At 33.3% G+C, this 25362-nt stretch carries 24 protein-coding genes; 10 read left to right on the forward strand and 14 right to left on the reverse strand.

Annotation, left to right across the window (positions count from 1 at the left end; genetic code table 11):
• Positions 1-14: 14 nt before the first annotated feature.
• The 12 genes from DG435_RS23505 to DG435_RS23560 all read right to left on the reverse strand — a co-directional run bounded on the left by DG435_RS23505 (position 15) and on the right by DG435_RS23560 (position 11963).
• Positions 15-725 carry a TIGR04283 family arsenosugar biosynthesis glycosyltransferase gene (locus DG435_RS23505; protein ID WP_234387016.1) on the reverse strand — a complete coding sequence of 237 codons (711 nt, stop codon included), beginning with the start codon at positions 723-725 and terminating at the stop codon, positions 15-17.
• Between the two features lie 248 nt (positions 726-973).
• A complete protein-coding gene (locus tag DG435_RS23510) occupies positions 974-1723 on the reverse strand; it encodes a DUF547 domain-containing protein (protein ID WP_106790712.1) in 750 nt (249 codons plus the stop codon).
• Positions 1724-2101: 378 nt separating this feature from the next.
• A complete protein-coding gene (locus DG435_RS23515; RefSeq protein ID WP_106790713.1) occupies positions 2102-3010 on the reverse strand; it encodes a DUF547 domain-containing protein in 909 nt (302 codons plus the stop codon).
• 203 nt (positions 3011-3213) lie between these two features.
• Positions 3214-4719 carry a hypothetical protein gene (locus DG435_RS23520; protein ID WP_106790714.1) on the reverse strand — a complete coding sequence of 502 codons (1506 nt, stop codon included), beginning with the start codon at positions 4717-4719 and terminating at the stop codon, positions 3214-3216.
• Between the two features lie 181 nt (positions 4720-4900).
• Complete coding sequence (locus DG435_RS23525) at positions 4901-6019, reverse strand: histidinol-phosphate transaminase (protein WP_106790715.1); 1119 nt, start codon at positions 6017-6019, stop codon at positions 4901-4903.
• Positions 6020-6154: 135 nt separating this feature from the next.
• Positions 6155-7273, reverse strand: coding sequence for an inorganic phosphate transporter (locus DG435_RS23530; protein ID WP_106790716.1), 1119 nt, complete (start codon positions 7271-7273; stop codon positions 6155-6157).
• A 150-nt stretch (positions 7274-7423) separates the two neighbouring features.
• Positions 7424-8392 (reverse strand): arsenosugar biosynthesis arsenite methyltransferase ArsM, encoded by a 969-nt coding sequence (gene arsM / locus DG435_RS23535; RefSeq protein WP_106790717.1) that lies wholly within the window; start codon positions 8390-8392, stop codon positions 7424-7426.
• 97 nt (positions 8393-8489) lie between these two features.
• Positions 8490-9302 (reverse strand): purine-nucleoside phosphorylase, encoded by an 813-nt coding sequence (locus DG435_RS23540; RefSeq protein ID WP_106790718.1) that lies wholly within the window; start codon positions 9300-9302, stop codon positions 8490-8492.
• A 9-nt stretch (positions 9303-9311) separates the two neighbouring features.
• Positions 9312-9917, reverse strand: coding sequence for a TIGR04282 family arsenosugar biosynthesis glycosyltransferase (locus DG435_RS23545; RefSeq protein WP_234387017.1), 606 nt, complete (start codon positions 9915-9917; stop codon positions 9312-9314).
• Position 9918: 1 nt separating this feature from the next.
• Positions 9919-10410 carry a rhodanese-like domain-containing protein gene (locus DG435_RS23550; protein ID WP_106790720.1) on the reverse strand — a complete coding sequence of 164 codons (492 nt, stop codon included), beginning with the start codon at positions 10408-10410 and terminating at the stop codon, positions 9919-9921.
• A gap of 18 nt (positions 10411-10428) precedes the next feature.
• On the reverse strand, positions 10429-11496 hold the full coding sequence (gene arsS / locus DG435_RS23555; protein WP_106790721.1) for an arsenosugar biosynthesis radical SAM (seleno)protein ArsS: 1068 nt from the start codon (positions 11494-11496) through the stop codon (positions 10429-10431).
• A 131-nt stretch (positions 11497-11627) separates the two neighbouring features.
• Positions 11628-11963, reverse strand: coding sequence for an arsenosugar biosynthesis-associated peroxidase-like protein (locus tag DG435_RS23560; protein ID WP_024771685.1), 336 nt, complete (start codon positions 11961-11963; stop codon positions 11628-11630).
• A gap of 281 nt (positions 11964-12244) precedes the next feature.
• Here DG435_RS23560 and DG435_RS23565 point away from each other — a divergent pair, with 281 nt between their 5' ends.
• Positions 12245-13255 carry a LacI family DNA-binding transcriptional regulator gene (locus DG435_RS23565; protein WP_106790722.1) on the forward strand — a complete coding sequence of 337 codons (1011 nt, stop codon included), beginning with the start codon at positions 12245-12247 and terminating at the stop codon, positions 13253-13255.
• 34 nt (positions 13256-13289) lie between these two features.
• Positions 13290-14993: a glycerol-3-phosphate dehydrogenase/oxidase gene (locus tag DG435_RS23570; RefSeq protein ID WP_234387018.1), complete on the forward strand. Its 1704-nt coding sequence runs from the start codon at positions 13290-13292 to the stop codon at positions 14991-14993.
• 6 nt (positions 14994-14999) lie between these two features.
• On the opposite strand, the gene DG435_RS23575 is transcribed toward DG435_RS23570, so the two are convergent.
• A complete protein-coding gene (locus DG435_RS23575; protein WP_106790723.1) occupies positions 15000-15881 on the reverse strand; it encodes a phosphatase PAP2 family protein in 882 nt (293 codons plus the stop codon).
• Between the two features lie 98 nt (positions 15882-15979).
• Positions 15980-16864, reverse strand: a complete 885-nt coding sequence (locus DG435_RS23580) for an AraC family transcriptional regulator (RefSeq protein WP_106790724.1) — start codon at positions 16862-16864, stop codon at positions 15980-15982.
• Positions 16865-16959: 95 nt separating this feature from the next.
• On the opposite strand from DG435_RS23580, the gene DG435_RS23585 reads away from it, so the two are divergent.
• The 8 genes from DG435_RS23585 to DG435_RS23620 all read left to right on the forward strand — a co-directional run bounded on the left by DG435_RS23585 (position 16960) and on the right by DG435_RS23620 (position 25284).
• Complete coding sequence (locus DG435_RS23585; protein WP_106790725.1) at positions 16960-17373, forward strand: DUF983 domain-containing protein; 414 nt, start codon at positions 16960-16962, stop codon at positions 17371-17373.
• Between the two features lie 11 nt (positions 17374-17384).
• The gene (locus DG435_RS23590; protein WP_106790726.1) at positions 17385-18209 is read left to right on the forward strand and encodes an AraC family transcriptional regulator; all 825 of its coding nucleotides are present in this window, start codon (positions 17385-17387) and stop codon (positions 18207-18209) included.
• A 101-nt stretch (positions 18210-18310) separates the two neighbouring features.
• Complete coding sequence (locus DG435_RS23595; protein WP_106790727.1) at positions 18311-19042, forward strand: isochorismatase family protein; 732 nt, start codon at positions 18311-18313, stop codon at positions 19040-19042.
• Between the two features lie 179 nt (positions 19043-19221).
• Entirely contained in the window at positions 19222-20325 is a 1104-nt protein-coding gene (locus DG435_RS23600) for an AraC family transcriptional regulator (RefSeq protein WP_106790728.1), read from the forward strand.
• 81 nt (positions 20326-20406) lie between these two features.
• Entirely contained in the window at positions 20407-22815 is a 2409-nt protein-coding gene (locus DG435_RS23605) for a TonB-dependent receptor (RefSeq protein ID WP_106790729.1), read from the forward strand.
• 5 nt (positions 22816-22820) lie between these two features.
• On the forward strand, positions 22821-23693 hold the full coding sequence (locus DG435_RS23610; protein ID WP_106790730.1) for a DUF4249 family protein: 873 nt from the start codon (positions 22821-22823) through the stop codon (positions 23691-23693).
• 100 nt (positions 23694-23793) lie between these two features.
• Positions 23794-24402, forward strand: a complete 609-nt coding sequence (locus DG435_RS23615; RefSeq protein ID WP_106790731.1) for an alpha/beta hydrolase — start codon at positions 23794-23796, stop codon at positions 24400-24402.
• A gap of 6 nt (positions 24403-24408) precedes the next feature.
• A complete protein-coding gene (locus DG435_RS23620; protein WP_159025411.1) occupies positions 24409-25284 on the forward strand; it encodes a hypothetical protein in 876 nt (291 codons plus the stop codon).
• The last annotated feature ends 78 nt before the right edge of the window (positions 25285-25362 follow it).

Consider the following 25362-nt stretch of genomic DNA (forward strand, 5'->3'; position numbering starts at 1 on the left):
GTAAAATACTGTGATCAGGAAACAACCTTTTCTTTATAGTACCGATATAAATCTTCAGAAGAGGCTCCCATCCATTTTCGCATATGAATATTTAAAAAATGATATTGTAAACGCCATACACCAATCTCTTCATAACGTCTTGCAGAAGTAATCACATGTTTGGGGATGATTACAAACTGGTTTATAGCAAAAAGACGATCTACCAAATCATTATCTTCATAAACAATAAAAGACTCATCATAACCATCAATTTCCCGAAACAGAGCTGTGGTTATAAATTGACTTTGATCACCACCTCGACATCGCTTACTTTTAAACTGTGTTAACCATCCAAGAAATTGCAACCACCAATGATTAGAATCAAATTTCATTCTGAAACAGCCTGCATTATTTCCTTTCTTAACCTCTGCTATAATATCAGTATCAAAACCTTTGGGAGGAAAAGAATCCGCATGAAGAAAGTACAGAATATCACCTTTTGCAGTATTACCACCTGTATTTAGTTGTTTGGCTCGACCTTTTTTTGATGAAAGAAGCTTAATCAAAATTGATTCGTTCTTTGCTACAGTATTTACAATATCTTGAGAACCGTCGACACTACCGCCATCTACAATGATAATTTCTTTTATATTTTCTTTAGTATCACAAGATTTAATTAAGTGAGAAATCAGACGGCTAATTGTTTCTGCCTCATTTAATATGGGGATAATAATGGATATTTTCAATTTTACTAAGAATTCGATTATACTGTAAATTTACTCATTTAACCTGCATTATGCATTAGAACTTCGTTATGAGGCTTGAAACTACTAGAAAATATGACATTTTCTTAGTTTTAGCATAGCATCGCTACGGTTAAATTGAAAAATGTAGTGCAACGGTATATTTTGAAGTAGTTTCAATACGTAATAGATTTTCTAATGTATAATGCGGGTTTAAGCTCCATTCATATTCTTTATTTACCTTTTGTTTTCTAATCTAGTACAACTGCTGCAGGATAATCTTTTGATTGCTCATTTAGTTTCCAATCGTATTCTTTATACCCTTTTTTTGATTGTTTGTCAATTTTTATTGCAGCGTATCTGTTAATAAAATCCTTAACATCACCACCATTTACTTTAAAATCCCTTTTGTACCAGGTAAATATTTTCGAAACTATTACTTTGTCTTTTGTAATTGTATTTCGGGTAGGATCATTAATAAACTTTTCAGTTTGACTATCCAGAGCGGTATTAAGGTTGTCAGCAGTATATGCTCTGTTCCATACCACGGGACAAGAAATCGATGCACAGTTGATTGCAAAGTGAATTCTGGGGTCACCAAATTTTCTTAAAATTTTGTGTTCTAACTCACCTAAACTATACCATACTCCATCAATTTTGAAGAATTTTTTCCCCCAGGGATCTTCAAGATCTTTAATGCTTTTTAGAGGGTAGCTATCTATGACAAGTTTTATAGTATAGGCATTGTATGCATTGATCCAATACGCTAATTTCTCTTCTCTTGTCCAATTTTCTTGAGGTGGATTTTCAGAAAGTTGTTTAAAGTATCGATATAATTGAGAGCTGTCTCTCATAAATCCGTTATAATCTACTTTTCCATCATCAGATACATTTAGGAGTAATGCTTGATCCCAAAGGATGTGATCAAAACTGTTTTGTGATTGAATCTGATTTAAAGATAATATGGCAAATAGCACTAATATAATTTTTGGAGCTTTCATTTTTTTAGGTTTTAGATGGTTATTATTTAATTTTTATTAACTCTTCTTTTAAAATCTATGGTTTTAGTAGAGAATCAGGAAATGAACTTACAGGTAAAGTTTAGTTTCAGCTGATTTTTGGATTAATAATCAGGTATGCGAAGTATAGGGTAAGCAGGGAGTTTCTAATTGGATAAACGATGATAACTATTTGATTATTAGTACTTAATGACGGTAGTGATTTCCTGGATTAATAAAAATTTATGCTAATATTAGACATATTTTTTTTAGGTTAACTTTAACTTTTTATAGAGCCGTAATTAGCTACTTATTTACTCTAAAATTTTATAATAGAACAAAAAGTCAGATGAGAAATGGGTGAAATACTATAGTATTTAGTTATTCATTTAAGCTCCAATTGTATTTTTTGAAGCTCTTTTTTGCATTAGTATTAATAGTAATTTTGGAGTATTTATTTAAAAAATGAATTAAAGAACCTTCGGTTTTAAAATCTTTTGCAAACCAGGTAAATATTTTAGAAAGTTGAACACTATTAGAAGTTATTGTATTTCGTTTAGTATCATTGATAAAGTCAATAGTTAATTTTTCTAACTCCTGATCTACATTTTGAGGTGTGAACGCTTTGTTTAATAACCGAGGGCAAGAAATAGAGGCACAATTGATACCAAAATGAATCCTGGGATCCCCCATTTTTCGTAAAATTCTATGTTCTATATCATTAAGAGTATACCATTTGTTTCCTAGTTTAAAAAAACGCAAATCCCATGGATCCTTAATGTCTTTGATGCTTTTTAAAGGATAATTATCGAGGATTAATTTTATGGTAAATGCATTATATACATTCATCCAATATGCTAATGTATCAGATTTGTTCCAGTTTTCTGTAGGGGTATTTTTACGTAATACTTCTAGATAAGATTTTAGTGCACGATGATCTTGTTTAAAACCGATATAATCCACAGTACCATTAGCAGAGACGTGTTTCTGTAGCAAATCATTCCATGATTGATGATTAAATGCTTTGAGGATATCAACTTTTGGATCTTCTTTTATTGTAACTGTTTCCTTTTGTTGTGCAGCCTCCTCAACTTCTTCTTCCTCTTCTGGTTCTACTTTTTCAATCGATGTATCTGGTGCTTTTTCCTCTATTGGAACAGTAACTTTAGGAGAATTCACCTTTTTTTCAGTTGTTTTAGGCTCATCGGGAGTAGTATTTTGAATGGCTTTTTTACTTCCGCCGCAGGCAACAAAAAAACAAATTAGGGCGATAAAAAATAGGTTGTTCATTAGATAGACACTTTTTAATTTAACTAAGATACATTTCCTGTTGGATAAAACTTGGAGTAAGATGAAGATTCTCTGAAAAACTAAACGTCAAGATGAGTTCATTTTTTATTTTGAAATTTGCCAATTCAAGTACTTCGATTTTAGGAGAAACACTTGAATTGACGCTTTTTAACTTAACTCTATCAAAATAGAATTATAGATGATCAATCTGTATGAATCTCTAAAGGGTCTACCAAATTATCTGTAGTATCATCATTAGGATTTGTTCTAACATAGAATCCATAATCGGCTTCTACACCATGTACATTTGGAATTTCCATAATACCTTTCTTTAATAATCTACCCAATTCTTCGGGATGAAGTCGATATCCACTAGCCAGGTTAATCATTCCTACCGAAGAACCGTGAGCGCCTTCTATTTCGAATACATCATGTTCTACATTAGCTATTTGATCACGATTGAGTCCTGAAAAAGCAAGAATACTATGTGTGTAATGCCCATTAAGAACCCAGGAATCTTGCCCAAAATCCATAAAAGGAACTTCATCTTCTCCAGAAAGTCCTCCAACGTTACCAATCATATCTTGCAGTGCTTCGCCAACTTCTTCTCTAAAAGCTCCTCTTACAAGATCAGGTGCCTCGTCTGCCTCACTGATTTTTGGAGCAATTAAAGTAGCATCAAGTATCCAGCCAATAGGCCCTAAAACGAATAAAAATGCTCTCAACAGTTTGATATACCAAGGGATATCTACATCAACATCAATTCCGCTGGTAAATACATTTACAAATCCATCATGCCAGCGAATAGAGCCTTTTACATTGTAGAATTTTCTAAAAAATAAGAGTAAAACCCCATCCCATTCTATAGTTGCTCCCGATTTTTCGGCCTCACCACTTATCTGAATTCCTAAATCATGCATACTCATTTGCATAGCATTTATAGTGGCTCCTTCGATACTTTCTCCTACTTTTTCTTCTGCTTTTTTGGCTAATACAGTGTCCATAGCATCTCTGGATATAATAATTTGGATCCCGGTATTTTCTGGAACAATAGAATGGTTTTCAGGCATCTGGGCGGATTCCCCAGGTAATGCCAATGTGGCAATTAATGCAGGAGTAGTGTCCAACATCGTACTATCGTTTACTTGAGGGTTTTGCGGTTGTCCCGGCGGAAATCCAACCTGTACATGTTCTATTTGTGAGACAGCCCCCAGATAGAAATCGGTATTCCAAGTGGATCTGTTAGGGATTTCATCTTCTTCAAAGACAGAACCTTCTATTCCTCCGATTAGCGAATTATAAATAGGAATATCCATATTTTGTAAAATATCATCGATTAAACCAGTAGCAAATGTACCTACAAGTCCGCCGATATCTTCTGGGGTAGCTTCTTCTACCTCTTCAACAGATAATGCTGCAACGGGAGATGAACCAGAAACACTTCTTACAAAAGGTCTAAGTTTCATCCAAATATCAAATGGAGAAGCATCAGAATCTCCATTCTTAAACTCACCGGTAATATGCAAACCTAGCCTGGCATTGTTAGTGGCAGGTTCTCTGACCTCTACTGTTGGTTCATTGATTTGAATTTGAATATCTCCAAATTCAAATGATGAAGGAATAACTTCTGTAGCATATAAATGAGTAACAATCCCCTTAATAATATCTACGTTGATACCGACCGCAATTTTTACTTCTCCTAAGTCCATATTCGTTTTTTTTTTTTTGTTAATATTGGAACTTAAAATAAAGTATTATATAAATAGTGATCAAGGGGTAAAAGACTAATGTTTAATGGGTTAATAGACTATTTGTAGTGTGTTATGCGATTTGTTTCTTTAAAAATGATGGCTATAAATGTTAGCATCTAGTTTATAATGATACTGTGTGCTATTCATAAAGACTGGCTAACGCCTGGTTGAAAAGTGTGACCTCTTCGATAGTTCCTGTACTTATTCTACACCAATCAAAGAAAGGAGGAAATGGTCGACCAATTAAAACTCCTTTTTCTAACATTTCTTTATGCAATGTGCGTATATCTTTTCCAGATTTGAAGAAGATAAAGTTGGTATGTGATTTTACGTAAGGGAGTTTAAAAGTATCCAGAGTTTTATAAATCATATCTTTTGCTTCCCGAGTTTTTTGTAGGCTAAAGTTATAAAACTCTTTGTCATTCAATGCTTCTTTAGCTGCGGCGATAGCAGGAACATTACTATAGGCCACCATATTTCTTCGAAGTTTTTCTGCTAAAGCTGGTTTTGCAATAAGATAACCAATACGAAGACCCGCCATACCATATACTTTTGAAAATGTTCTGGATACGATGACATCTTTTTCTTGTTTTACGAGTTCGACCATCGAAGGATAATTAGAATCTTCGATATAGTCATAATAAGCTTCATCACTAAATAAAATAGTCTTATTACTTATAGTATCACAAAAATCTATTAACTTTTTTGAAGGGAGAACAGTAGAAGTTGGATTATTGGGGTTGCAGAGAAAAACTAGTTTTGTTTTTGAAGAAATTCGTTTTTCGATCTCGGCCATATCGTATCCTTTATCGTCACCTACAGGGACCCAATTCACTTCTGCTCCCCATTGCTTAGCATAGGTCATCATTGCCAGAAAAGTAGGCTTTCCTGCAATAATTTCTCCTCCATTTGCAGCAAAAGTAAGCCCGGTGATTTTTAGCCCTTCTGTAGAACCACCGCAGATGATAATATGATCTTTGGTTACTCCTTCTTTTTGAGCTAAAATTGTGGCTAATTCATCGGCATATGCATATGGGTATCTACAGCTATGATCAAAAGCAGTTATTATAGCTTTTCTTACCTTTTCTGAAGGGCCATAAGGATTCTCATTAGAACTTAATCGTATACGTTTTGATAGCGGTCTGGGGTTGAATGTATTGATTTCTTCTAATGTTAGAGCATTAGTGATACCTAGACCTCCTAATAATGCAAAACTCCCTCCCAGCGAAGTAGATTTTAACCATTGTCTTCTATCCATGATATTTTATCTTTAAAATGATTTGCTTTCTAAAGATAACAATTTATTGACTTTAAAGTCTTTACGGATTTAAGAATTATGATTTAGAAATGTAACATATGGATTTAATCAAACTTCATAAATTTTGAAATTCGATTATACTATATTTTGAAGCAACTTAAATAATAATCCGCTAGCAATAGCTGCTATTGGAAGTGTGAGTACCCAGGATAATAATATTTTAGAAATCATCTTTGGATTTGCTTTTTTGGTTACGGTGCCAATTCCAAATATAGAGCCAACAGATACATGTGTTGTAGAAACGGGTAAGCCATGAATACTTGCTGTAGTTACTAATAGACCAGTGATCATGTTAGCGGTAAACCCTTGACCAGAATTCATAGGAGTGATTTTTTTACTCATAATAACACCAACTTTTTTGGCATTTATAAGTCCTCCTAATGCCATGGTTATAGCAACAGCAATCATCCCCCACTTAATATCCAAAGCATTAATGATCAATAGTAACCCTACAATCTTAGGAGTATCATTAAGTCCTCGTGCAAAACTAACAATCCCAGCACTTAGGTAATGTAAACTGTCTAATATTTTCTGTGAATTAATACCTAATAATTTTCCATTATAGGTCTCTACTTTGGTGTGATGGATAGAAGCTGTAATCTTGGGTTCTGCGGCAACTGTATTCATATGATGTGCAGAAACTGTTATCGCTTCTGCTTCTTGCTTTTTATCGATATAGATACCACTGTTTTTTGTAATATTTAGTTTTTTCCTGATATATCTAAAAATGATATATAATAATAAACTTAATATAGCTGCCATTAATGGACTTACAATAAGAGGAACTAAAAACGTTTTTCCAAGTTTTGCAAAATTAAACTCGGTACCAATGGCCATTACTCCGGCGCCAAAAAGAGCACCTACAAGGCTATGAGTTGTTGATATTGGCATTCCTATTTTTGTGGCAATAAATACGGTAAAAGCAGCTCCAAGAGCAATAGAGATTGCAAAAATTGGCATCTGGATTAATTCATTAGGAACCAGTCCTTTTCCAGAAAAGTTTTTTACCAGTTCTTCTGCTAAAAAGATAGCAGCAACAGAACCTGAGAATGTTGTTATTGTAGCCCAATTTATTGCTTTTTTGTAATTAGTAGTTCCGCTTCCGAATAGTGTGGCAACGCCTTTAAAATTATCATTTGCACCATTACTATACGCCAAAAAACAAGCAGCAATAAAAAGAAGAATCAATATCATTGGGATGTATGTAGTTAAGAATTAATTGTCCATAATCCGACGTATTGTTTTGGGTTACCTTACAGTATTCATAAAAGAAAACAAAAAAAAGAAGCCGAAGGCAAATACTTGTCTTCGACTTCTCAGGTTATAGTTAATTAGCCCTCGCTTTTAACAGCACCCACCTCCATCATAATGGTAGGTAGATTCGCTAATAAATATATCATCTCTGTTTAAATCAGCTATGGCACTAGCAGTTTTATCGCATATTGCTATGGGTTGATTCTTAAGTAATACGTGGCCTTTTTTATCATCAAAATAATCTTCGTCTCCAAAGTATATAGCCGCTTTTCCTGTAAATACACAGGGACCATCTTTTGGCATTGGGTCTTTGATTGCAGCTACTTCTATAGACTCAATGTAGATCAATTCATCGGTATCATAATGTTTTGGATCCAAAATTCTATAAGGTTTACGCGCTCTGATTTCTATAGTACCAAAACCTACATCGGTTAACGCTTTTACATATTCTGCAATAGGTAAACTTCCGCTTAAGCATAAAGCTCTTAATCGCTCGTCATTACGCAATGTATCATTCATCGGTTGCTCACAAGTTGGATCACTCATAACCAATCTTCCATGTGGTTTTAATACACGATACATTTCTTCGATTGCTTTTCGAAGATCATCGGCTTTAAAAATATTAAACAAACAATTTTGTGCAGCAACATCAATACTGTTATCTTCTACAGGAAGATTAAGAGCATCTCCATACCTTAGATCAACGAACTCACTTTTAAACCAGTCATTTTGAACTTCAGCTTCTTCAAAATTCTTACGAGAAGCTTCCAACATTTCATTAACAACATCAATTCCTATAACACCACCTTTTTGACGAGAAAAATATGAAAATTGTAATAATTCCATTCCACCTCCAACACCTACATATAAGGTTTTTGGAGAATTAGTCAAATCACGTGCATTTACCGTACTACCACAGCCATAATTCATTTCCTGCATAATTTTAGGAATCTTAAGCCCTGGTAGTTCCCAGATTGGGTTAGTAGTACAGCATAAACCTACATCTGGAGTTAATGCTGCTTCTTTATACACATCGTGAGTGGTATTTAAGTAGCTCATATATTAATTTTTGTCTTTCCAATTAGGATGGAAATATAAGTTATTTTGGGTTATAATCAGTTTTGTCGAAAAGCGAGGAAAAAACTTTCACTGCTACTTACAATGATTTTATTAATTCTTTAAATAATAGGATCATTTCTGGCTCTGCTTTTCCTGCCATTGCAATAATTTCATCGATATTGATCGGTTTTAAATTATCGGGATCACATTCGTCAGTAAGAACGGAAACAGCTGCTACAGATAGATCCAGATGATTAGCTACAATCACTTCGGGAACGGTACTCATTCCTACTGCATCGGCACCGATAATTTTAAGATAACGATACTCTGCACGAGTTTCGAGTTGAGGTCCTACTACAGACGCATATACTCCTTTATGAAGGTTGATTTTATTATCTCTGGCTATAGATTCAAGTTTTGCACTTATATTTACATCATAAGGAGCACTCATATCTGTAAAACGACTTCCTAACTGTTCTACACCTTTAAAAGCCAGAGGTGAACTTCCTTGTAAATTAATATGATCATCGATAAGCATTAATTCTCCTTTTTTGAAATCGAGATTAACAGCTCCAGAAGCATTAGAAACTAATAAAGTTTTGATTCCTAGTTTGTGCATGATACGTACCGGGTAGGTAACATCCTGAAGCGAATATCCTTCGTAAAGATGAAAACGCCCTTGCATGACTATTACATTTTTACCTTCTAGTTTTCCATAAATTAATTTTCCTTTATGAAATTCTACAGTAGCTGTTGGGAAATTTGGAATATGATTATAACTTACTTCTTTAATGATATCTATTTCATTAATTAATTGTCCTAATCCAGTTCCTAGTATGATTCCTATTTCAGGGTTTTCAAAGCCTTTTTTCTGAAGGAATTCTGTGGTTTCTTCGATGTATTTGATCATATTGTTTTGTTAGCTTAGAAATTTTTGAAAAACAGCAATGTCTTTAATATCTTCATAATAATCAATATCATTGCGTTCTTCCAATAATTTTAGGTTTTCTTTTTGAATATTGTTTAGTGTATCCTTAAGAACAGTTTCTGTTCCCCAGGTTTTGTTTTTAAAAACTTGTGAATTTAAGGATTTCATTCCAAATAAATAGTATCCTCCATCTTCTGCAGGGCCAATTACATACTCATGAGATGTCAAAGCCAGAAATGCATTTTCTATATCTTTTTGGGTTAAATCGTACATATCACTTCCGATAATGATAATGTTTTGATATCCATTAGCAAAACCTGCTGCAAAAGCATACTCCATTCGCTGTCCCAAATCATCTCCAATCTGCTGCTTTTTGGTATAAATCTCTGGATTCCAATAGTCATTATCTCTTATTTGTACAGAATAATGAACTTCTTTATGAACTTCTACATTTTTAGTAATTTCAACTGTATGTTGTAGTAGGAATTTATAAATATCCAAAGCTGGCTGATCTCCAATAGTGGCTGCCAGTCTGGTTTTACATTTACCCAATTCTGGATTTCGGGTAAAGATTAGAAGTAGATTTTTTTCTTTCAATTCAAGGCGTTTTTTTTTCTTTATGTAACCATTTACTCCATTCTTCAGAATAGGTATGGACTTCATCTGTTAATTCTTCTTTAGAATTTAGAATAGGGAGGCCTTTATTTTTCCATTCAAAAATACCACCATACAAATTATAAACATTGATATATCCAGCTTTTTTTAGCTGTTCTGAGATATCTTCTGATCGAATGCCAATACTGCAATAAACGACTATATGAGAATCTTTTGAGATATGTTGTTGTGTAATAGATTCTATTTTGAAATAATCATACCCAACATGAATTGCTTCTTTTAAATGACTTATCTGATATTCTTTTTTCTCTCTTGCATCGAATACTAATACTGTATCCTGAATGGCTTTTAATGTTGAAACTGAAATATAAGGAATACTTTCGTTATTGTATTGATGTAGCAATTCATCTAATGAATTCTGAGCACTAGCTATAATTGAAAAAAATAATGATATTGAAAGTATAAAAATCTTCATTTAGAATCTCAAGAAATATTAAGCTACTGTTCCCTGGCAACTACTTCCTGCTCCCGCCGTACATCCATAACAATGTTGCGAAATGATAATATTTCTGTCCTGAAGTAATTCTTCGTTATATTCACTTATATGTTTTACTTTACTTGCTACTTTAAGATCTAGCATCTGATTAAAATCACAATCATATAACCACCCATCCCAACTTATAGAGATGGTATTAGTACACATTATATTTGCTACCGCATCTGGATTATACGCTTCTACCAAGGCATACATATAATCTTCATAATTTTCTGAAGCGATTAGGTAATCCAAAAACCTACTAATGGGTAAATTGGTAATGGCAAAAAGATTATGAAATTGGATATTGAAATCTTCTAACAATGCCTTTTTAAAATCTTTCTCCATTGATGCCTGATCTCCCGGTAAAAATGCTCCCGAAGGATTGTATACCAAATCTAACCTCAAGCTACTGTCGGGCATACCGTATCCTCTGTCATTAAGCTCCTGAAGTGCTTTTATAGACTTGTCAAAAACACCATTACCACGTTGCTTATCTGTTTTTCCTCTGGTCCAGTGAGGCATAGAAGAGACTACATGTACGTTATGTTTTTTGAAAAAATCAGGAAGGTCATGGTATTTTTTATTTGCTCTAATTATAGTAAGATTACTACGCACAATAAAATCTTTGATTCCTGCTTTACTTGCTTCTTCTACAAACCATCTAAAGTTAGGATTCATTTCTGGAGCTCCTCCGGTTAAGTCTAAGGTATGCGCACCAGTTTTTTTAATAACATCCAAGCATTGTTGCATGGTTTCTCTGGTCATAATTTCTTTACGATCGGGGCCTGCATCCACATGACAATGTTCACAAACCTGATTGCACATATACCCTACATTAATCTGTAAAATTTCAAGCTTATTGGGGCGCAAGGTAGTATGACCAATTTCTGCTATTTTATCAGCAAATCTGGGGAGTTCACCACTAGCAAAAATACCATTATTCAGGATTTCTAATTGCCTGTTAGCATTTGCTAACTGATCATTTCGCTTATGTAAAGATTGTTTTGTTTTAGCTTCTGACATCTTCCGTTCTTGGATTATATTTCTTTTGGGACTTATCTAATTTGGATTGATCTTTTTTGATTTCACTTAGTTCAAAAACAAGCCAGGATAAGTGGCTTATAAATTTTTGTTCCTGGTAAGACCAAATCTACTTACATAGAAAGCTTATCATATTTGTTCATCATCTGTACTCCATGAACCAAAGTGGCACCACTTTCTATAGCAGCACCAGCATGTACAGCCTCCATCATTTCTTCTTTTGTAATCCCTCGTTGTAGCCCATCTTTGGTATAAGCATCTATACAGTAAGGGCATTTCACAACATGAGAAACAGCAAGTGCAATTAATGATTTTTCTCGGGCACTTAGTGCTCCTTCTTCAAAGACCTTACCGTAGTAATCAAAGAATTTGGTGCCTAATTCTTCACTCCATTCAGTGATTTTTCCAAATTTTCTTAAGTCGGCAGGATCATAATATGTTTTTGACATATGGGATTGTTTTTTTTGAGTTACAGACATGCAATATTATGTCGTTGATGGTATGTTATACTTACATTAGAAATTATTTATTTCTTTAAAAAGTATGTAAATTCTTAAAGATATGTAAGATAAAAAACCCTAATTAATAAATGAACTATTTTTTTGGCAAAAATATAGGAATTACACTACAAACTAATCACGATATTAATATTACGTTAAGAAAAAAGCTTAATTTAGGCGTTGAAGTTCGACAGTTCTTCTTTTAATACTATGAAGCCAAAATTGAAGCTATGAGGAAAAAAGTAACCTTAAAACAACTTGCCAGAGAATTAAATCTTTCTATTTCTACAGTTTCAAAATCGTTAAAAAACGACTCAGAGATTAGTCAAAAGACAATTACCAGAGTACATGAACTTGCAGATTTTTATAACTATAAACCAAATGCACTGGCGGTAAGTTTAAAGAGTAATAAAACCAAAACTATTGGAGTAATATTACCCGAAATTCTCAATCATTTTTTTGCAAAAGTCCTTAATGGAATTGAACAGGAAGCTTCAGAAAATGGATACAAAATTGTGACTTGTATTACAAATGAGTCTTATAAAAAAGAAGTAGAATATGTAGAGATGTTAAACTATAGTAGCGTTGATGGTTTTATAGTATCACTAAGTCATGAAACACAAGTTCTTAATGAATTCGAACATTTTAAAGAACTAAAAAGAGATAATGTGCCCATAGTAATGTTTGATAGAGTGACAGAAGAGATCGAATGTGATAAAGTGATTGTAGATGATAAACAAGCTTCAAAAACAGCGGCGAAATATCTTATTGATACTGGTTGTAAAAAGATAGCCGTAATTACAACAATTGGAGGCCTAAGCGTAGCTAAGTTACGTTTAGAAGGGGCAAGAGAAGCTATAGGTGTTAATGATCCAGTATCCTTAATAGAATTGGTAGTGAAGGATTCTAATACTAATGAACAAGAAATAGAGAAATTTCTTAAGAACAATGATATTGATGCGGTTCTTGGATTAGATGAGACGGCTGCTGCTATTACTATAAATATGTCACATAAGTTAGGATACAAAATTCCTGAGGATATTTCGGTTATTGGATTTACCGATGGTTTGTTGTCTAAATATTCGTACCCAAAACTTACAACTGTTTCTCAACATGCCGAGGACTTAGGAGTAAAAGCTGCTCAGATTTTAGTGAACCAACTGGATGATTTTGTTGAAAATTATAAGACAAATACCGAGATCGTCAAAACATCTTTAATTTTAAGAGATTCTACCCATTAAAATATAAGCAGAGGCAAACATCTAAACAATTATAGTGAACAAAGATAAGGGTGTCGCAAAAGAAGAAAATTCGATTAGATTTTCAGTTTTAGATCGTGATATGCAGTTGCGAAATGCAAAAAACGAAACGTACGATCTTGTTGTGATCGGAGGAGGAGTTACAGGAGCAGGAACTGCTTTAGATGCTGCTTCTAGAGGTTTAAAGGTGTGCCTGGTAGAGAAAAATGATTTTGCCTCGGGTACCAGTAATAAATCTACTAAACTTATTCATGGAGGACTTAGGTATCTAAAACAAATGGAAATAGGCCTGGTTAAAGAATCAGGAAGTGAACGGGCAATAGTACATAAATTAGCTCCACATTTGGTGATGCCAGAAAAGATGTTACTTCCCATTATCGAAGGGGGCACGTATGGTAAGATTATGGCATCTATAGGATTAAAAATCTATGATTTTTTGGCTAATGTAGAAGGTGATGATAAACGAAAAATGCTTAGCGCACAAGAGACATTAAATAAAGAACCTTTACTTAGTAAAGAAGGACTTACAGGAGGAGGGTATTATGCAGAATATAGGACAGATGATGCAAGACTTACTATAGAGTTACTAAAAAAGGCAGCTTCTTTTGGTGCTAATAGTATCAATTATTGTGAAATGACTTCTTTTAATTATGATGAAGAAGGTAAGATTAGAAGCCTAAAATGCACAGATCATAATACGAAGAAAAGTTTTTCAATTCGATCTAGAAATTATGTTTCGGCAGCAGGACCTTGGGTAGATTTGCTACGAGAAAAAGATCACTCGATGAGTAGTAAGCATTTACATTTAACCAAAGGTGTTCATCTTGTTTTCTCAAGAGAACGGTTTCCTCTTACACAATCTATTTACTTTGATGTCCCAGACGGAAGGATGATTTTTGCGATCCCTCGAGGAAGAGCAACTTATGTAGGAACTACAGATACAAATTATAATGCAAACCTTAATCGGGTAGTTGCTACAAAAGAAGATGCAGGATATTTGCTGAAAGCTGTAAATCATATGTTTCCAGGTTTGAAACTTACCAGAGATGATATTGAGTCGAATTGGGCAGGAATACGACCTTTGATTCATGAGGATGGTAAAGACCCTTCAGAATTATCTAGAAAAGACGAAATCTTTGTGTCAAAAACAGGATTGATTTCTATAGCAGGAGGAAAACTTACCGGATATCGTAAAATGGCACAACGTGTAATCGATACGGTACTTAAAACCATGAGTGATAAAACGAGCAGTAAGTTTTCTGAATCACATACCCAGAAAATACCGCTAACCAGTACACCTCTTAAAGACACCGAAGAAGTACATGCATACCAGCATAAGATTACCCAACAACTCAAAGCTTTAAAAATAGAGGATTCCTATTATGGTTGGTACCTTACTTCGACTTATGGCAAACAAGCAGATATCATTATTGGTAAGGTAAATTATTTTCTTAATGATGAGGTAGCAGAACGATTGATACGGGCAGAGCTATGGTATTGTGTGCATTACGAAATGACTAATAGCTTAGCAGATTTCTTTGTGAGAAGAACAGGAAGACTCTATTTTGATATTAATAGTGTTCATAAATATCGATTATTGATTCAAGAAGATATTGTTGAATATTTAAACTGGGATGAAATTCGTATCGAAACCGAAAACAGATATCTTGATTTGTTATTACAGGATGCTACTACTTATTATGAAAAAGAATTTGTGTAAAATAGGTTAAAACCTACCAACAACGCCTATTTGCCCTACACCTACTCGTAAATTCCATCGAATTTTTTGTTTTTTAGAGCCAAAAGCATAACGTTTATCCTTCTTTAGATAATTATCAACACTGTCAACAATAAATACACTCATTACTAACCCAAGTGTTACGTCGGTCAACCAATGTGCACCATCCCACAATCGCGAAACTGGAGTGATCAGGCCTAGAGCATAAATTCCACCCTTCACAAATAAGTTATCAAATTGTTTAGCAAATGCATGTGCTGTAGTAAACGCCAAAATTGCATGCCCAGAGGGAAAGGAGTGATATCCAGCTTCATTAGACCAAAAACGGAAACTTAAGTTTCCTTCACCTTCTAGTGGTCGTGCACGACCCACAGCAGTTTTACCTAATGTTTGAAGAAGTCCTCCTGCAGTTGCAGATGCAATAAGAAGAACGCCAGTTCGTCTGATTTTTTCATTTTTTGTAATAAGTCCTAAAGCATAAACGCTAGTCGTTAAACCATAGTTTAATAGAGGTTTCCCAAATCTAAAACCAGCTTCTTTTATAAGATCAGGAACCCCATCTCCTTGTTTTGTGAATACCTCGTCGGCAGGCTCATCTACTGCCAAAAGAATAGCATTCCCGGCGATAACTCCACCAAAGGTTAGCCAGTCTTTTTCTTTCCACCTTAATGGACTTGTGTAAACATGTTTTACACCACCATAAACAGACACACCATCATGCTTTATCATTTGCCAGGTGGTCATTTTATGTTGAGTGTCTAGTGTGTCACTAACATTTTGAGAATCTTGCACATCTTGAGAATCCTGAGAATGAATTGTGAAAGTAGAAATAAGTAAAATGCAGATTAACAGAGTTTTAGTGGGCGTCATAGTAGAAATTTGCTATGCAAAAATAGTAACTTATTCATAATAATCATATGACCAGAACTATTTAAACAAAAAAAGAGTTGTGATGCAAGGATAAAAACTTAAGTTTTTTGTAGATACATTTTTTGAAATTGAGAAGGAGACATACCGCTTTTTTGTTTAAATAATTTTGAAAAATGAGAATAATCATCATACCCTAAATCCCAGGCGATCTCTGTTAAATTATTTTCAGAATATAAAATTTGTCTTTTAGCTTCCAGAATAACTCTTTCTAAAATAAGATCTGTTGTCGTTTTTCCGACGGTCTCTTTACATATTCGATTTAGATGCTTTACACTTATATTCATAGTTTCTGCATATGCAATAGCAGATTTTTCCCTCTTATATTTTTCCTCAATCAATTGCTCAAACTTATGTAGTTTCATCGTAAGATTTTTAGAGTTTATCAGATCTTCAAAATTATCCTTTAGAACAAGACGTGATAATTCTATATAAATTAAATCAATAAGATTAACTAGTTTCTGTTTTTTTAATAATGCGTTAGATCGAGATTCATTTAAAATAGAAACAAAAAGAGGCTCAATCAATACCTGTGTTTTTTTATCCAGATAGATACAGGGAGAGTTTTGATTTGAGAAAAAAAACGGAAATATAGAAAGGTTTTTATTTTGACATATTGCTTCATAAAATTCTTTAGAATGAAAAATAATATACCCTTTACCTTTTGTAGTAAATTTCCAAAAATGTGTCTGGCCAGGCCTTAAAAGAAAAACACTACCGGGTTTAATTTGATAGGATTCAAAATCAATTTCGTGAACTCCTGTTCCTTCAATAAACAAAACAGAAAGATAAAAATTATGCTTGTGTGGATGTGATATTATATCTCGATTATTTAATAAATGAGTTGTAAAGTCATTTGCATAAAAATTTTCAATGCTTCCGGTATCGTGAAATTGTGTAATATCTAAAATAGGAAGATTCGTCATATGTCAATAATGTCTTAATTATACAAATAAAAGTGTAAATAATAAAATATACAAATGCTGAAATATCTATATTTTGCAGTAAAAATAATAGTTTTATGAAAACTGTGGTAAATATCTTAAAGGGAAAATGTTCAAAGTGTGAAGAAGGAGATATTTTTATTAAAAAAAGAGGGGTGTTCGCATTGCAATTGCCTAAAATGAATGAGAAATGTCCACATTGCAATCATAAATTTTTGATTGAACCAGGTTACTTTTACGGAGCAATGTATGTGAGTTATGGTTTAACTGTTGCCGAAGGGATTGCAATTTATTTGTTAAGCAGTTTTTTTATAACAAAGCCAATTCACTTCTTTATTATTTTATCTGTCAGTGCAATATTGCTGAGTACTACAAACTATAAATATGCCAGAATATTTTGGATATATTTGTTTACCAGAAAAACAAAAAAAGAGTCAGAATTAACTAATTTAGTTGTTCAAGAAGGTACAAAAGAAACAGAATTACCGTAACTATACTTTATATGATATTTTTAGGAAACATAAAGGAGTATCTTCAATTAGAAACAATCAATAGTCAAAATAGTAAAATACTAAATGAAACTATAGAAAGTAGTTTGACTATTCTGTGGTTTGAATCAGATCAAAATGAACTCATAATTGATGGAAAGAAGCAAGTATTCTCTAAGAATGAAATTGTTTTCTTAACAGAGTTTCACAATGTAGTAATCAAAAATATTGAATGTATTAGATTTTTAAGATTTAATAGGCCTTTCTATTGTATTCTAGATCATGATACAGAAGTAGGTTGTAAGGGTATTTTATTCTTTGGAGCATCACAATTACCAATCATTCAAATTCCAGACGAAGAATTAGACAAATTTGAGACGTTATGGAAAATGTTTACTATAGAGATGCAATCTAATGATAGTTTGCAAATAGAGATGTTGCAAATGATGCTTAAACGATACTTGATTCTATGTGCCAGAATTTATAAGTCAAAAGAGAATTTTCCCAATGAAAAAGCAGATTCTGATATTGTAAGAGAGTTTAATTTTTTGGTAGAACAACACTTCAAGACAAAGCATCATGTATCTGAGTATGCCGAGTTGTTGTACAAGTCTCCAAAGACATTGTCTAATATTTTTTCAAAGATGGGTTCCAAAACGCCTTTGCAATATATACAAGATCGTAAAATGCTGGAAGCAAGAAGACTTTTGCATTATACAAATATGCAGATAAAAGAAATCGCTTATGAAATCGGATATGAGGACGTACAGGCATTCAGTAGATTTTTTAAAAATCAGGAAGGGATTTCTCCTTCAGAATTCAAAGGAAAAGTAAGCTAGGAAAAATTGCCAACACTTCGGGAATAGTTACCTAACAAGAACCTGCTTCTCTACACCATCTTTGCATTGTCAAATTGAGTATTAATCTAAAGAATAAGACAATGAAAAATTTAGTAATAATAGTAACTTTAATCATATCAGGTCTAACAAGTGTGTATGCACAATTACCTGATCCCGGATTTACTGTAGATCAAAATACAGCAATCGTAATTACAGATCCCCAAAACGATTTTTTAAGCCCTAATGGTGTAACCTGGGGAGTAGTAGGAGAAAGTGTTACCGCAAATAATACTGTTGATAATATCGAAGCATTATTTAAGGTAGCCCAACAAAAAAACATTACTGTTTTTGTTTCTCCACATTATTATTATCCTCATGATCATACCTGGAAAATAGAAGGAGCATTAGAAGCATTAATGCATAAAATCAATATGTTTGATAGAAAAGATGCATTATCTACAGAAGGTTTTGAAGGTTCTGGAGCAGACTGGTTGGATAAATACAAAAAATACATTAAAAAGGATAATGTGATTGTAACAAGCCCTCACAAAGTATATGGACCAGAATCCAACGATTTGGCTTTACAATTACGCAAACATGGGTATAGTAAAGTAATATTGGCAGGTATGTCTGCAAACCTTTGTACAGAATCCCATATGAGAGATCTTATTGAATCTGGTTTTGATGTTGCTGTAGTAAAAGATGCAACCGCAGGAGCTATTTTGCCAGGTCTAAATGCTTATGAGGCAGCAGTAGTAAACTTTCAAATGATAGCTAGTCATGTTTTTACAACCAAAGATATCGTTAAAGAAATAGGTGCTTCTAAGCAATAAACTGTAGGATTATAAAAAAAAATGAAATGTGATTATTTCATGATTGATGATTGATTTTTTATGATAGAAACGCTTGTGAATGATTATTCGCAAGCGTTTATTTTTTTAAAAGAGTTTTATTATTAGAAAACAAATGGTGGTTCTTTAAAATCTTATCAAATAATTCTTACTTTGGATGTATGAATATAGAGCTATCTTTTTTCTCAATTTTAGAGCTTCTTACATTTTCTGGGGCTTTGATGTTGGGGCTTCTCTTTTTTACTATGAAATCTGCTAATAAAAAAGCCAATATTTTTTTAGGAGTATTTCTTTGGATTTTCTCGTTGAGTATTTTTGTCGATTTACTGGATTATGAAATAGAAGAGGGTGATATATTTGATCGCATTCTTTTTCTTATTTCTTTATGTATCGCTCCATTATTATACATGTATACTTATCAAACGATAAATAGACCTTATGTAAAAATGCTAACTTATGTGTTCATTCCTCTGTTTTTGGTGTATTTGATTATTCTTTTCATTATTAACACTGAAGAAGTTTTTTGGATTATCGATTTAATCGAATATGTAATTGAAATTATATTGTTCGTGCTGATTTTGAAAAAATTACGAGAACTTAAATCAGAATTAAATGATTTCTATTCAGAATTAGAAAATAAGAGACTATCCTGGATAAAGACTATCATTTATATTAGTTTTGCGTTTATAGTATTTGATTTTGTAGAAGGTTTTATAGGTTTTGAAGAAGAAATGATAGATCCATATCTTGATTCGATTTCGATAGTGCTTTCATTCATATTGGTGTATTGGATCGCCTACAATGGGTTCTCTCAATCAGAAATATTTAAAACGCATCTTTTTGTACGTGATTCAGAAAATCAATTTCTTGAATCCTTAAAAGAGGATACTATTAGTAACTATGAAATATGTCCCGAAGATCAGAAACGTTTTGAAGAAGTTACAATAATCATCGAAGAAGAAAAATTGTATGCAAATTCTGAATTAAATCTACGAACACTCTCCGAATCTCTTCAAATAAAAGAAAAGGAACTCTCCAAACTCATAAATATTCATGCTAAAACTAATTTTTATCATTTTATTAATAGTTTTCGGGTAGCAGAATTCAAAAGGTTAGTACAAACTCCAATGGCTCAACAGTTATCGATTTTAGGGATAGCTCAAGAAGCAGGTTTTTCTTCTAAATCAACATTTTATAATACCTTCAAGACTCTAGAAGGTGTGACCCCCAAACAGTATGAGCTGTCGCTAAAAAAGTCCGAATAGAAGCAGCCGGACTTGTTGAGTGAAACTATGCCTGGATAGGGGCGTTATTTTGTATGTACCTAATTTTTATACATACAATTTATGAAAAACCTCTTTTTAATTTTCACCCTTTTTTCTTCCTTTTATACGTTACAGGCCCAGTCTCATAGTATTAGTGGATCTATTAAAGATAGCACTACAGGAGAGACACTATTGGGAGCTACAATCTATGATAAGCAATCAGGGAAAGGAGCTGTAACCAATGAATATGGATTCTTTTCTTTAACTCTTAAAGAAGGAGAACATATGTTGATTATTTCTTATCTCGGTTATGAGGATATCATTCAAAATATTGATCTAACGGGAAGTAAAAAAATAAACATCGAATTAAAGCCGATCAGCAATAATTTGGATGAAGTTGTTATAACAACCAATACAAATAACAAAAGTCAGACAGGAAACATTATTGCTGGTTCTATAAATCTGAAACCTCAGGATATAAAAAAACTACCAGCTTTATTAGGAGAACCAGATGTAACCAGAGCTATGCTTACACAAGCAGGAGTGTCTTCTGTAGGAGAAGGGACGTCAGGTTTTAATGTAAGAGGAGGTAATATTGATCAAAATTTGATTCTTCTGGACGAAGCACCCATCTATAACTCTTCGCATGTATGGGGATTCTTTTCCATTTTTAATTCGGATGCGATAAAAGATATGAAATTATACAAAGGAGGGATTCCTGCAAGATATGGAGGTAGAGCTTCTTCGGTATTAGATATTAGACAGCGAGAAGGAAGTAATAAACAATTTAAAGGAGAAGGAGGACTAGGTCTCTTGTTTTCAAGATTAACTCTCGAAGGGCCTATTAAAAAAGATAAACTAAGTTATTTAGTCTCTGGTAGGCGTTCCTATTTTGATTTAGCATTCCCGCTTATAAAAAGTTTAAAAGGAAATAAAGTGTATTTCTATGATTTAAATGCTAAACTCTCTTGGGATATCAACGAAAAAAACAAACTATTCGCCTCTGGATATTTTGGAGCCGATGTGATGAAACTAAAATTTGATGATACCGATGAGGATCAACAAAACACCCAACAAAATACTAATGAAAGTATAAATTTTGCCTGGAAAAACAGTACAGCAACAATACGATGGAATCACATTTTTTCTGAAAGATTATTTATGAATTTATCAGGAGTCTTCAGTCGTTATAATTACTCATTGTCATCAGAAAACAGTAGTGGTGGGCCTGCCGGATCGGCTAGTAATTTTACCTGGAAATCGGCTGTAGAAAATTGGATACTTAAACCCGATTTTACATTCTTTCAGAATACAGATACCAAAATTCGCTTTGGGGTAAATAGTACATTATATCGTTTTACCCCTGCAAAGATTACAGGAAATGATACTTCTATAAATACAGTGAACTTTGGAACAGAAAAAGGTCTGGAAATAGCACCTTATGTTTCTTATGAAAAGAAATTAAATAAGTTTTCTGCAAATATAGGTCTCCGATATTCCTGGTTCGGAAACTTAGGACCGAATAAAGTATCCTTTTATGATACACAGGTACCACAAACTGTGAGTAGTATTACAGGGTCACGTAGTTATAAAAGCAATGAAGTGATTAAAAATTATCATGGTTTTGAACCTCGATTAGCGCTTAAATATGATCTTAATAATAGGAAAGCTATAAAATTGGGATACAACAGGATGTTTCAATATATACATCTAATTTCTAATAGTTACTCTACGCTACCCTTTGATATTTGGAAACCTGCAGGATATCATATAAAACCTTTAGAAGTGAATCAGATTTCTGCCGGATATGCTTATGATACCCCTAACAGGAAATATAACTTTTCTGTAGAAGGATACTACAAGACTTTTAAAAACCTGGTAGAATATAAAAATGGGGCAGATTTGTTTTTGAATGAAAACTTAGAAACTCAGCTATTAACTGCAAAAGGATATTCTTATGGCTTAGAATTAAGTGGGTATAAAACAAAAGGAAAGCTCACAGGAAATGCTAATTATACGTATTCGGTAACCAAAAGAAAGACTACAAGTTCATTTAATTCTGAGAATATTAATAGCGGAAATTATTATCCTTCTAATTACGATCGTCCTCATATTTTTAATATCACCTCTAATTATGAGTTGTCCAAAAAATGGAGTGTCGGAGCTTTTTTTACATATCAAACGGGTAGACCCACAACTTATGCAACAGGTAAGTTTGAGGTGGGCGGAAACCAATTTTTCACCTACTCAGATAGGAACGCATTTCGACTAAAGCCTACCCATAGACTAGATATTTCTTTTACATATACACCTAAAAAGAAAGCAAATAGAAGGTGGAGTGGTAGTTGGGTATTTGGAGTCTACAACGTATACAGCCATAAAAACCCGTTTTCGGTGTATTCTTCGGTGAGAAATAATCAGTTAAAAACATTTCAATATTCTGTAATCGGTGCACCAGTACCTTTTATAACCTATAATTTTAAATTTTAAGTAAGATGAAAAGTATATATATAAAAATCATAGCAAGTAGTTTACTTATACTTTGTATTTCTAGTTGTACCAAAGAAATAAGTGTTGATGTACCTCATGAGCCTCAGACTATCATTTTTGGATCTATTTCTAATGAGATTGCTCCGGTTTCGATACGCATTCAACAATCGGTTCCTTTGCAGGATTCTTCAACTTCAAAACCTGTAAATGATGCTTCGGTATCGTTGTATGCAAAGGATACTTCGGGAAATACCAATCTAGTTACAGATGATTTTGTGATTGATCAAGGCGTCTATACTTCAGCTCAATCTATTTCGACTACAATAGGTCATTCGTATTGGATAGAAGTGCGATTAAATGATGGAACTCTATTTAAATCAAAAGAAGAACTGTTAAAACCTGTTGTTCCTATTAGCAATACAAAAATTAAAAATGGAGATATTTTAGAGATAGAGTTTAGTGACCCAGGTAACGATACTAACTTTTATAAGTTTACTGTAGCGTTATTTAATGAAGGGCAATTAGTCTCATCTAATACATCACAATCTAATGATGTAGTATTTGATGGTAAAGAAAGCGCATCTGTAGAAGTTGATTTATTTAGGTTGCAGGAAGACGATGAGGATATCGCAATCATATATAATGAAATACGAGTCACGTTTTGTAATATCAATTTCGACTCTTACCAGTTTTACTTAAACCAAAGTTTACAATTAGAAGCAAATGATAGTGAAAGCTCTGGAGACCCAAGTCAATTGTTTGCAACTCCTCCTGTAAATCTTGTAGGAAATATTACGAACTCTAGCTCAAATAAAGTTGTTCTAGGTAATTTCACAGTAAATGCCATAAGTGCTATAAACCAACCTAGTAGTAATTAAAAAAGTCCAGATAGAAGCATTCGGACTTGTTAGATGGAATAATTTTTAGGGTTTAGCGTCATTTAGATGTTGTAGATATAAACGATAAAATTTTAGAATTATGAAAATGAAAAGAAATCAACTTATCATCCTGTTTTTAATCTCCATAAGCTTTTTAGCATGTACTAATGATGATGATAACAATGTAGCACAAAGCGATTTTGGAATCTTTAAATCAATAAATGAAACGACTGCAGAAATGAATGGTACGATAACAAGTAGTACCCCTGCCCATTTTAATAATTTACTGGCAAAATACCCCAAATTGAAAAGGATAAATATGTTGGATTGTCCTGGATCTTCGGATGATGATGCTAATTTGGTCGTTTCCAAAAAAATGCATGATAGTGGTATAGAATTTCATTTATCTGCTCGTTCGGTCATTGCTTCTGGAGCTGTAGATATGTATGTCGGAGGGATAAAAAGAACACGCGAACAAGGGAGTCGCATCGGAGTACATTCCTGGGGAGCTGCTCCCGGAGAACCAATAGCTACTTCATACCCTGTAGGTCATGCTGTGCATTTACCATATATCAATTATTACAAGTCGGTAGGATTTACGCAGAAAGAAGCAGAAGATTTTTATTATTTCACTATTAAAGCTGCTCCGGCAGAAAGCGTACACTGGATGACTGAAGAAGAGATAACCCAATATAAAATAACAAAATAATAAAGTATGAAAAACCATTTTAAAATATTAAATATGTTAGTGGTAGCCTGCACTATTTTAAATTGTGTAGCCTGCTCAAATGATGATGATATTGCAACAATACCAATAACAGGAACAATTAATCCTGGGAATGACCCAAATTTTAAAATTGTAGAAAATACAGATACGGGCTTTGGGGCATTTAACAGAAAAGTTATGGTTTTTGACATTCCAATTTATGCGGTAACTGCGGTAGAAGATGTTAAACTATTGCATGCTGCTAATTTAATGGCTCAGTATTTAGATAATGATGAAGATGGTTCGATTGATAATACAACAATCCACAATTCGATGAAATCTAACAAAGCTTTTTTATTTATGTGGAAAACAGAAGCAGATAGAGATAATTTTAATCCCCCTAATGGATTTGAAGTGGGACAAGATTTAGGTGCAGACGAAACCGTACCAACATGGCATACAAATGGGCATACGGGATCATTTGATGCTGCTTTAGAAGAAGTATGGCACATTGTTACTAATGGCGGTCATGAAAGAGCCTATCCTAATGTTTTTAGTTCTCAATCTGGATCAGAAATCAGTAAAGCAATGGATATTGCTCGAGGGGGTAACTTTCAATCTCCACCAGCTACCTATCCAGCCAATGCCTGGTATACTTATGATGATACCACTTGTGATTATAATTGCCAGGTCGGCGAATATTTATATTGGATAATGAGTTCTATGCTCGGTGCACAAGAAAATAGATTAGGTGAAATTGATAACGAATGGAGATTAAACACCAGAGCCAAAGTAGAAGCAACAGATACAAAAGCCTGGGCAATATTTACAAATCCAACATATAAAATGCCGGCAAAACTACCAGACGGTACTTATAAAAGATAATAGACCCTATTAACGAATATACTTAGTTTTTAAGTACAACTCTGATAAATAGAAATGCTTAAAAAGTGTACTTGGTTT

Source organism: Aquimarina sp. Aq78, assembly GCF_900299525.1.
Classification (GTDB): domain Bacteria; phylum Bacteroidota; class Bacteroidia; order Flavobacteriales; family Flavobacteriaceae; genus Aquimarina.